Here is an 8,314-nt window from a genome sequence, read left to right as displayed (position 1 = left end):
GGCGCCGCCCGCCACCAGGCCGGCGATGTGGGCGATGTCGGCGGCCAGGACCGCGCCCACCTCACGGGCGATCTCGGCGAAGGCCGGGAAGTCGATGGTGCGCGGGATGGCGGTGCCGCCGCAGAAGATCACCTTGGGCCGGTGCTCCAGGGCGAGCTCGCGGACCTGATCCATGTCGACGCGGCCGGTCTCCTTGCGCACGTTGTAGGAGACGGGCTTGAACCACTTGCCGGTGATCGACACGGGCGAGCCGTGGGTGAGGTGGCCGCCGGAGGGCAGGTTCATGCCCATGAAGGTGTCGCCCGGCTGCATGAAGGCCAGGTAGATGGCGAGGTTGGCGGGCGAGCCGGAGTAGGGCTGGACGTTGGCGTGGTTGACGCCGAACAGCGACTTGGCCCGCTCGATGGCCAGGGTCTCGATCTGGTCGATGATCTGCTGGCCCTCGTAGTAACGCTTGCCCGCGTAGCCTTCCGAGTATTTGTTCGTCAGGACGGTGCCGGTGGCCTCCAGCACGGCCTTGGACACGTAGTTCTCTGACGGGATGAGCTTGACGGTGTCGGCCTGGCGCCGCTCCTCCGCTTTGACGAGCTCGGCGATCTGCGGGTCGACGCTAGCGAGAGAATTCATGACTCTCCTGTCATCATTGACAATCTGCGAAGACCCAGGCGCACGGCCTCCGCTCCTTTCGCTCCCCGGTGGTCGATCCCACCCAATGCGCCAGTCGCGTCACCTCCTAGACGATAGCGGATGTGCCAGGGGCTTATTCCTCCGCTGATCAGCCGTGTCACGACGAACTGACGGCCACGTTCCTGATGACGCCGAGCAGCACGAGGTTCGACGTCGACGCGCGGTGCCGTTGTCGAATCCGGCGTCGAGCACGGGCGCGGTGCAGAACCTCGCGACCCGCCGGCCCGCCCCGTCCTCCGCGAGGTAGACGAAGCCCATGCCGCCCTCGCCGAGTTTGCGGACGAGGGTGTAGGGCCCGACTCTCTGCTGCGCCTCCATATCGGCAGGACTCTATTTGGTACGGCTCACACCCGGCCAGAGCCGATCGACTTCGGCGTTCAGGATCGCACCGATGAGCACGGCCAGCGCGGTGATGTAGAGCCAGAGCAGCAGGGCGATGGGCGCCGCCAGCGAGCCGTAGACGGAGACGGGGGAGAACCACGCGGCCAGCACGGCCCGCAGCACCGCCGCGCACACGATCCACAGGATCAGCGCCAGGATCGCGCCGGGCAGCTCCCGGTACCACTTGGTCCGCACCGGCACGCTGACGTGGTAGAGCACGGTCAGGAACAGCACCGAGCCGATGATCACGACCGGCCAGTAGAGGATGTCGATGAGGATGCCGTACTGGCCCGGCAGGGCGTCCTGGAGCAGGGTCGGGCCGATGACCAGGATCGGCATGACGATGATGCCGATGATCAGGCCGACGATGTAGAGGCCGAAGGACATCAGCCTGGTGCGGATGATGCCCCGCTCCTCGCCCAGCCCGTAGGCCACGGAGATGAGGTCCACGTATACGTAGAGCGCTCTGGAGCCGGACCAGAGCGACAGCAGGAAGCCCAGCGAGATGATCGACACCTTGCCCGCGTCGTCGCTGAGCACGTCGGTGATGAGCGGGTTGATCACCTTGTTGACGGCCTCTTCGGTGAACAGCAGCCCCGCCTGATCGATCACCCATGCCTTGACCTGCGCGACCACGGTGGAGCCCAGCCACGTGCCGAGCTTGGCCAGCACGCCGATCAGGCCCAGCACGAAAGGCGGCAGCGACAGCAGCGCGAAGAAGGCCGCCTCACCGGCCAAGCCGGTCACCCGGTAGGTGACACCGGCGTTGGTGGACGCGCGGACGATCGCCCACGACTTCGTGTCGAGCACCCAGCTCAGCCTGGCCCGGGCGGTGGAGACGAGTCCCCTCTTCGTCCGGGAAGGCGCATCGGTGGACGTCATGGCACCCAACGGTATTCGCAGTGACTCTTCCGAACAGCTTACGTCCGGGAACGGCCCTAGTCGTTACCGAGGAACTGCCCTAGTCGTTATCGACTATGCGCGCACCCAGCGGGAGCAAGGAGATGGGGACGAGCTTGAGGTTCGCGATGCCCATCGGTATGCCGATGATGGACAGGAACAGCGGGATCGACGTCACGACGTGGCCGATGGCGAGCCAGACGCCGGCGACCACGCACCAGATGATGTTGCCGATCAGGGAGAACGCGCCCGCCTGCGGGTCGCGCACCACGGTCCTGCCGAAGGGCCACAGCGCGTACGCGGCGATCCTGAACGAGGCTATGCCGAACGGGATGGTGACGATCAGGATGCAGCAGATGATCCCGGCCAACGCGTATCCGATGGCCAGCCAGAGCCCCGCGAAGATCAGCCAGATGACGTTCAGGATTGTGCGCATGTTCACAGCATGTCATCGGATGCACCGTACGCGTCATCAGGCAAGTCCCTGACTTCACCCTGACCTGGGCGCCCGTCCCTTCCCCGGGGGTCCGGCGAACGCCTGGGCGATCTCCATCCAGGTCTGCGCGGGCTCGCCCGTAAGCTCCAGCGCGGTGTCGGACAGGTGGACGCGCTGGGTGACGACCAGGCAGAAGTCGAGTATCGGGCCGCGTACGGCGCCGGCTGCGTCGCCGGGGCCCGCCGTCCACAGGGTCCCGTCGGGCATGGTCAGCTCGGCGCGTACGGGGTCGGCGGGCACGGGCAGGCCGCGCACGGCGAAGCTGTAGGGGCGGGCGCGGAACCCCATCGTGGCCACGTGCCGCAGCCGGGCCGTGGGCTCTCTGGTGACGCCGAGCGCGTCGGCCACGTCCTGGCCGTGCGCCCACGTCTCCATCAGCCGCGCGGTCACGAACGAGGCGGCCGACATTGCGGGCCCGAACCACGGCACCCGTTCACGCGCGTCGAGCGTGGCGAACGCCTCCAGGCTGCGGGCGCGTGCCGCCCGGAACCATTCGCGCAGTTCGCCCGGCGACATCCCGCGGGACTCCAGGGCGAGGTCGTCCACGGACCGGAAGTCCTTCAGCGACGCCCTGTAGGCGTCGGCGTCGGTGGCCGCCAGGCCGGCGGCTCCGTCGAACCAGGCAAGATGGCTCACCTGGTCACGGATCGCCCACCCCTCGGCGGGCGTGGGCCGCTCCCAGTCCTCGTCCCGCAGGGGGTGGAGCAGCGCTTCGAAGGACGCCGTCTCGGCACGCAGGTCGTCGAGTAACTCCGCCATGAGGTCCACGCGCGCCAGCGTAACCCGAACAACGTTCTAGGAGAATAATGCAGGCGTGATCTGCGAGAGCTGTAAGGAGAAACGTCACGAGGACTGCCGTGGCGGCTCGTGGTGCGACTGCCAGCATCAGACGGACACGCGCAGTGAGCCCGACGACACCGGCGAGCAGAAGCCCGAGCCGCCGATTAACTGGCTCAGGCAGGGCTAGGGCCGCTCAGGATTCCTTCTCCGCCGGGCCGCACGACCACGACTGGCTCACCACCGTGACCAGGTCGTCGCCGTACGCGTCAGGGTCCCATCCGTCCCTCACGAACAGCTGCGCCACCAGATCGGCGGCCGTCGCCCCCTCGACGTCCTCTCGTGCCTGCTCGCCGAGGAGGCGGGCCACGGCGTCGGGGTCGTTGACGCGGATGCGGTAGTGCGCCTCAACGTCCACGGACGCGGTGTCCGGCTCGCCCTCCTGGGCCTCCTCCTCGAGGTCCTCCTCCAGGGCGCTGAGCGGGTTGCCCCAGCCGGTCCGGTCGAGGCACAGCGCCCCGTACTCGAGCGCGGCCGTGCGCAGGGCGTTCACCGCCCGGATCACGCGGGGAGGGTCGTCAGGGGACGCCTCCAGGACCCGGGCGTGCTCCGCGATCGCCGCGCCCAGCTCGGCGGCCTTCTCCGATAGTTCGTTCGCCACGGTCGTCGGGTCTTCCTTGCCTCGGTAGTGTGCGCTGCCAGTCTTCCAGCTCTAGGGCTTCTTGTTCTTTTTCGCGCCCTTCCACGAATAGTGCCGCGTGTGGCTGACCTCCCCGTTCTTGTTGTAGTAGTCGACGTGCACATGGTCGCCGCTCGAGCACTCCCCGCGAAACCTGGCGCGCCCGCCGTCTTTCGCGTCCTGCTTGGCCTCGTCGACCGCCTGGTCCTTGTCGTCCCACCTCCTGGTCCCCGAGTTCGTCTTGCTGGAGGCGTTCCCTTTCCGGAGAAAGCCCATCTCGGCGATGAGCCCGCCCTTGGGGCCGTCGGGACCGCCCAGGTTCGGGCCGCGGGGGGTGTTGAGCCGGGGGAGGTCGTCGAGGACGCCGCGGAACTGGCCGGTGGAGCCGTGGGCGAGGGCGGGCCGCAGGACGCGTCCGACGCCTTCGGTTGCCTGGTGCTGGGCTTTGGTGACGAGGATGCGGCCGCGGATGAGTTCCCACAGGGCGGCGGGGCCGGCGGTGGGTCCGCCCATGAGCATGGCGCGGGCGATGCGGGCGGAGGTGTAGACGGCGCCGGTGGCGACGGCGACCTTGAGGCCGGTGGTGAGCCACGCGGCGTTGTCGAGCACTTGGGGGACATATTGGACGGCCGCGGTGGCGCGTCCCATGACTTCGCTGACGCCGGCGGGGGCGTTCCAGAGCCCTTGGAGTTCGGTGGCGGACTCGCCCTTGTAGACCTCGCCGGTGGCCTGGACGGAGGTCTGCGCGGCTTGCCCGGCCGCGTGGGAGCCGGCCAGTACGGTGGCCCAGGCGTCGCGGTCGGCCACGATCTCATCCACCCGGACGTTGGGCCAGTGGACGCCCATCATCTCCAGGACGGCGTCGACTTCGGGGGGAACCGTCACATCCATGAGGCGAAGGCTCAGACCGGGTTGGTGCCGTACAGCTTCGCCGGCTCTTCGATGTTCAAGGCCTCGGCATCGGCTATGTGGCGGCTGGCGGCGTCGAGGCCGTCGCCGGTGTCGTTGATGACCTGGGAGACGCCGGCCAGCGCTTCCAACCCGTAGACGCCGCACTGGCCATATTCGGCGTGAAACGCGGCGAACAGGCCGGTGTCGTCGCCCCACGAGAGGCAGCCGTAGCCACGCTCTCTGAGCCGCTGGAGGGCGGCGGTGTAGTCCTCGCTGTGGGTGCGCATCATCGCCGCGTGCTGGGCGACCTGCGCCTTGGAGATCTCAATCCCCGGACTCATGGCGCGTTACCTTAGCGTAACGATCAGCGAAATTCACTAGGAACGGCGTATTAGTGATCTACATCCGGCAGTGAATCGTTCGTGACTAAACTGACGCACTCATCAGCCCCCAACAGGTGGAGTCCGGACATGCCGATGAGACCTTCGCCACAAGACGATGTCGAGCAGGCGGAGCGGATCCTGAGGCAGGGCCGCGAGACGATGCGGCGCCTCCACGAGGCGCGCACCGCGATCGGCGCGGTCACCGGTGTGGCACAGAGCCCGGACGGCCTGGTCGGGGCCTCGGCGGACGGGCGGGGCGGAATCACGGCGCTGCGCCTCGACCCCCGCGTGATGCGGCTGGATCACGAGGCGCTCAGCAAGCAGGTGACGGCGGTGCTACGGGCGGCCCAGTTGGACGCCGAGTCGCAGGCCAAGGAGATCGTGGACGGCGCGCTCGCCGACACCGAGCACACCATGCCGGCGCCGCTGGACGAGAACTTCATCAGCGAGCGGGTCGAGCAGATCGCCCGCAACCTTCTCTAGCCGGAGGTGAGTGTGTTCGGCCCTCGCAGGGACCCTGCCGACATCAGTCACGAGGATCTCGCCCGAGACGAGCGGCAGGCGGACGGGATTCTGGCGTGGATCGAGCGGGCGCGGGCCGGCGCGGAAGCCGTCACCGGGACGGGGGAGGCCGCGTCCGGACAGGTCATCGCCACCGTGGCGGCGGATGGGAAGGTGCTCGACGTCACCATCCGGCAACGCGCGATGAGGCTGGACAGCCGGACGCTCGCCGGGGAGGTGCTGGCGGCGCTCCAGCAGGCGGGGCTGGACGCGGCGCGGAAGACGGAGGAGCTGATTCGTGAGGCCCTGCCGGGCTTCGACCCGGCCGCGGCCACCGCTCAGTGCGAACGGCTGGCCGGCACTCCGTGGGACTGACCTGACGGGTCCGTACGGAACTTTCGGGTGCCGGGACAGGGAGGTGACGCCTGATCAGGCAGTTGTCCCGACCGGGTTCGCCAGAGCCTGGACATGGAGGGCCAGGCTCCGGTTCATCGGGACAACTGCGTGATCACGCGATGGATGGTGATGCTGCCGGGTTTGTCAGGCGGCGGAGATGCCGGCGCTGGCCGCGCGGCGCATGCGACGACGACGCTCGGAGGCGCGCTCGTCTTCGTTGAGACCGCCCCACGTGCCGTACTTCTCGGGCCGGGACAGCGCGTAGTCAAGGCACTCGTTGCGAACGGGGCACTGGGCGCAGATCGCCTTGGCCTTCCGCTCACGTACGTCACGCTCGGGCTGCCGCTCCCCGTCGGGGCCGAAGAAGAGCACGAGGTCCTCACCCCGGCACGCGGCATCATCCTGCCAACCCCAGCTGGGGCGCGGGCGGGCGAGCTGCCGACGTACCTGAGACATGAGAAAACCACCTTCGTGAGAGGTATTTCGGTAATTGAGCCGCATTGGACGCTTTTGGCGTCACTGTTCCAACGCAACGTTGGGCCGCGATGTTCCCTGCTCAGGCAAGAGCGGGCGTGGCGTACCGCACAGGCATAAGCCTGTCCAGCGAAACCAGCCGGTAGGTGGTGATCTTCTCGGCGCAAGCCGTACCACACGGCGCTGTGAACGCCGATGGCTCAACCACAACCTGGAACCGGACGTCGCCGCAGCGCACAATGGCTTCGGTGACGTCACCGTCCGACCTGGAGGATTCCACGGCCACCGCGCCGACGGCGCACTCTCCCGTATGGGCTCGGGCGAAGTGCTCCACGGCTTGCAATGGCTCAGGGATGCCTGCGCGTCCCCGGTAGCGGTCGAGAATGACCTCGCCCGACCGGTACGCGTTAGCCGCTGCCAGTGCAGCAGCCTGAGACATGCTGCCGTAGAAAATTCCGTGTGGCAAGCACACCAGGTTGGCGGCGTAGCGATCGCCGCCAACGTGTGACGTTTCCCATACTCTGTCCGGCAGCGAATCGGCCAGCGACCGAGCGAGGGGTAGTCCAATGCGGGCGCAGCACGCATTGCGCTTGGCGTGCGTGCAGACCAGAAATACCGGCTCGTCTTCAAGTATGCAGGACTCCGGGACCACTCCCGCCACGAGCGCGTCCAGGTCAAGATCGTCAGGACCTGCGACGACACCGCTCGCCAGCCAGGGCCGCTCTCCTACCGCGTACGCCAATAGCACACGGATGCCCTGCTCCCGTGGGCGGGTTCGTTTTCCCGGCCGGCGGATCAACTGGGGCCTGATACCGCGTTCGAGCGCCCGGCGGACGAGTTCGGAGATTTTTTCAGGAAGTTCGAAGCTTTCCAGGTGTGACGGCCAGGCGCCGGTGTATTCGATGAGCAGCCAGAGCCTGGCTCCCACGGTGGCGCTGGCCAAGGTGGGAACCCTTCCGGTGTGGCACCCGGCCGGATGCTCGCAGCCCCTTGCCAACGCCTGGTCTCCCTCCCTGATCCGAATTAGGTAAGACTAACCTAACGGAATGGAGGGGTCAGATGCGGCCCGTTCGCTCCAGAACATCCCGTGTCGCGGCCAGTGCCCGATCCCTGTCCTGCTTGATCAGGCCGATCCTGGTCCTCCTGTCCAGCAGGTCGCCCTCGTCGAGCGCGCCCTCGTGCCTGATCGACCAGATCAGCTCGCCCTCGGTGACGCCGAGCCCGACCTCCTCCGGGTGCGCCTTGACGAGCTCGTGCACGGCCTCCGCCTCGCTGCCGTACCGCTCGGCCAGCCGGTGCGGCACCCCTGTCGGCCGCGGTCCCGCCCCGGCGAGCGGGATCTTCCTGGTACGGCACTGCCCCGCCGGCAGTTTCGCGGACGAGACCGCTCGATCCACCGCGTCCTCGGCCATGCGCCGATATGTCGTCAGCTTGCCCCCGACGACCGTGACGAGCCCGTCATGCCACAGGACGGCGTGCCTGCGGGAGATGTCCGCCGTGCGGCCGTCTCCCGCCAGAAGGGGCCTGAGGCCCGCGTACACGCCCGCGACCGCCTCCCGGGTCACCTGAGTCTCAAGAACCCCGTTCAGCACCTCCAGGAGCGTTCTGACGTCCTCCTCGGGCACTCCAGGAACGTCGGGCACCGGCCCGTCCACGGGTTCGTCCGTGAGGCCGACGTGGACGCGGCCGTCGCGCTGGGGGAGTACGAGCGCGAATCGGTTGCTCTCTCCGGGAATGGGCACGTGCATG

11 protein-coding genes, 1 pseudogene and 1 riboswitch are annotated in these 8,314 nt (G+C 68.1%); of the genes and pseudogenes, 2 read left to right on the top strand and 10 right to left on the bottom strand.

Features of this window, described 5'->3' with window-relative positions; all coding sequences use genetic code 11:
• The 7 genes and pseudogenes from glyA to AB0J09_RS47880 all read right to left on the bottom strand — a co-directional run.
• Nucleotides 1-627, bottom strand: a pseudogene (glyA, locus tag AB0J09_RS47910) (serine hydroxymethyltransferase); the annotation flags it as partial.
• A 25-nt stretch (nt 628-652) separates the two neighbouring features.
• Nucleotides 653-735: riboswitch (ZMP/ZTP riboswitch) on the bottom strand.
• Between the two features lie 282 nt (nt 736-1,017).
• On the bottom strand, nt 1,018-1,950 hold the full coding sequence (locus AB0J09_RS47905) for a YihY/virulence factor BrkB family protein (RefSeq protein WP_360707119.1): 933 nt from the start codon (nt 1,948-1,950) through the stop codon (nt 1,018-1,020).
• Nucleotides 1,951-2,029: 79 nt separating this feature from the next.
• Nucleotides 2,030-2,404: a YccF domain-containing protein gene (locus AB0J09_RS47900; RefSeq protein WP_360707116.1), complete on the bottom strand. Its 375-nt coding sequence runs from the start codon at nt 2,402-2,404 to the stop codon at nt 2,030-2,032.
• A 54-nt stretch (nt 2,405-2,458) separates the two neighbouring features.
• Complete coding sequence (locus AB0J09_RS47895; RefSeq protein WP_360707121.1) at nt 2,459-3,223, bottom strand: TIGR03084 family metal-binding protein; 765 nt, start codon at nt 3,221-3,223, stop codon at nt 2,459-2,461.
• A 214-nt stretch (nt 3,224-3,437) separates the two neighbouring features.
• The gene (locus tag AB0J09_RS47890) at nt 3,438-3,902 is read right to left on the bottom strand and encodes a hypothetical protein (protein ID WP_360707113.1); all 465 of its coding nucleotides are present in this window, start codon (nt 3,900-3,902) and stop codon (nt 3,438-3,440) included.
• Nucleotides 3,903-3,953: 51 nt separating this feature from the next.
• Complete coding sequence (locus tag AB0J09_RS47885) at nt 3,954-4,811, bottom strand: hypothetical protein (RefSeq protein ID WP_360707110.1); 858 nt, start codon at nt 4,809-4,811, stop codon at nt 3,954-3,956.
• A gap of 11 nt (nt 4,812-4,822) precedes the next feature.
• Nucleotides 4,823-5,152: a hypothetical protein gene (locus tag AB0J09_RS47880; protein WP_360707107.1), complete on the bottom strand. Its 330-nt coding sequence runs from the start codon at nt 5,150-5,152 to the stop codon at nt 4,823-4,825.
• 129 nt (nt 5,153-5,281) lie between these two features.
• Here AB0J09_RS47880 and AB0J09_RS47875 point away from each other — a divergent pair, with 129 nt between their 5' ends.
• Nucleotides 5,282-5,677, top strand: coding sequence for a YbaB/EbfC family nucleoid-associated protein (locus AB0J09_RS47875; protein WP_360707104.1), 396 nt, complete (start codon nt 5,282-5,284; stop codon nt 5,675-5,677).
• Nucleotides 5,678-5,683: 6 nt separating this feature from the next.
• Nucleotides 5,684-6,070 (top strand): YbaB/EbfC family nucleoid-associated protein, encoded by a 387-nt coding sequence (locus AB0J09_RS47870; RefSeq protein ID WP_360707101.1) that lies wholly within the window; start codon nt 5,684-5,686, stop codon nt 6,068-6,070.
• A 165-nt stretch (nt 6,071-6,235) separates the two neighbouring features.
• Here the strand turns inward: AB0J09_RS47870 and AB0J09_RS47865 are convergent, their stop codons facing one another.
• From AB0J09_RS47865 to AB0J09_RS47855, 3 genes are all read right to left on the bottom strand, one after another.
• Nucleotides 6,236-6,547 carry a WhiB family transcriptional regulator gene (locus AB0J09_RS47865; protein WP_080036407.1) on the bottom strand — a complete coding sequence of 104 codons (312 nt, stop codon included), beginning with the start codon at nt 6,545-6,547 and terminating at the stop codon, nt 6,236-6,238.
• A gap of 100 nt (nt 6,548-6,647) precedes the next feature.
• Nucleotides 6,648-7,508 (bottom strand): sucrase ferredoxin, encoded by an 861-nt coding sequence (locus tag AB0J09_RS47860; RefSeq protein ID WP_360707097.1) that lies wholly within the window; start codon nt 7,506-7,508, stop codon nt 6,648-6,650.
• Nucleotides 7,509-7,620: 112 nt separating this feature from the next.
• Nucleotides 7,621-8,314 (bottom strand): glycerol-3-phosphate dehydrogenase C-terminal domain-containing protein (locus AB0J09_RS47855; RefSeq protein ID WP_360707094.1); only part of this gene is annotated, 694 nt, incomplete at its 5' end.

The organism is Nonomuraea sp. NPDC049784 (genome assembly GCF_040659615.1).
In the GTDB taxonomy this organism is placed as follows: Bacteria; Actinomycetota; Actinomycetes; order Streptosporangiales; family Streptosporangiaceae; genus Nonomuraea.
The sequence above is the reverse complement of the archived record's forward strand: the minus strand, read 5'-3'. Positions and strand labels throughout refer to the sequence as shown.

Bases quoted from the DNA above. Each gene is read 5' to 3' on its own strand.
- AB0J09_RS47905 (WP_360707119.1), bottom strand. From the start codon at position 1,950: ATGACGTCCACCGATGCGCCTTCCCGGACGAAGAGGGGACTCGTCTCC.
- AB0J09_RS47900 (WP_360707116.1), bottom strand. From the start codon at position 2,404: ATGCGCACAATCCTGAACGTCATCTGGCTGATCTTCGCGGGGCTCTGG.
- AB0J09_RS47895 (WP_360707121.1), bottom strand. From the start codon at position 3,223: ATGGCGGAGTTACTCGACGACCTGCGTGCCGAGACGGCGTCCTTCGAA.
- AB0J09_RS47885 (WP_360707110.1), bottom strand. From the start codon at position 4,811: ATGGATGTGACGGTTCCCCCCGAAGTCGACGCCGTCCTGGAGATGATG.
- AB0J09_RS47880 (WP_360707107.1), bottom strand. From the start codon at position 5,152: ATGAGTCCGGGGATTGAGATCTCCAAGGCGCAGGTCGCCCAGCACGCG.
- AB0J09_RS47875 (WP_360707104.1), top strand. From the start codon at position 5,282: ATGCCGATGAGACCTTCGCCACAAGACGATGTCGAGCAGGCGGAGCGG.
- AB0J09_RS47865 (WP_080036407.1), bottom strand. From the start codon at position 6,547: ATGTCTCAGGTACGTCGGCAGCTCGCCCGCCCGCGCCCCAGCTGGGGT.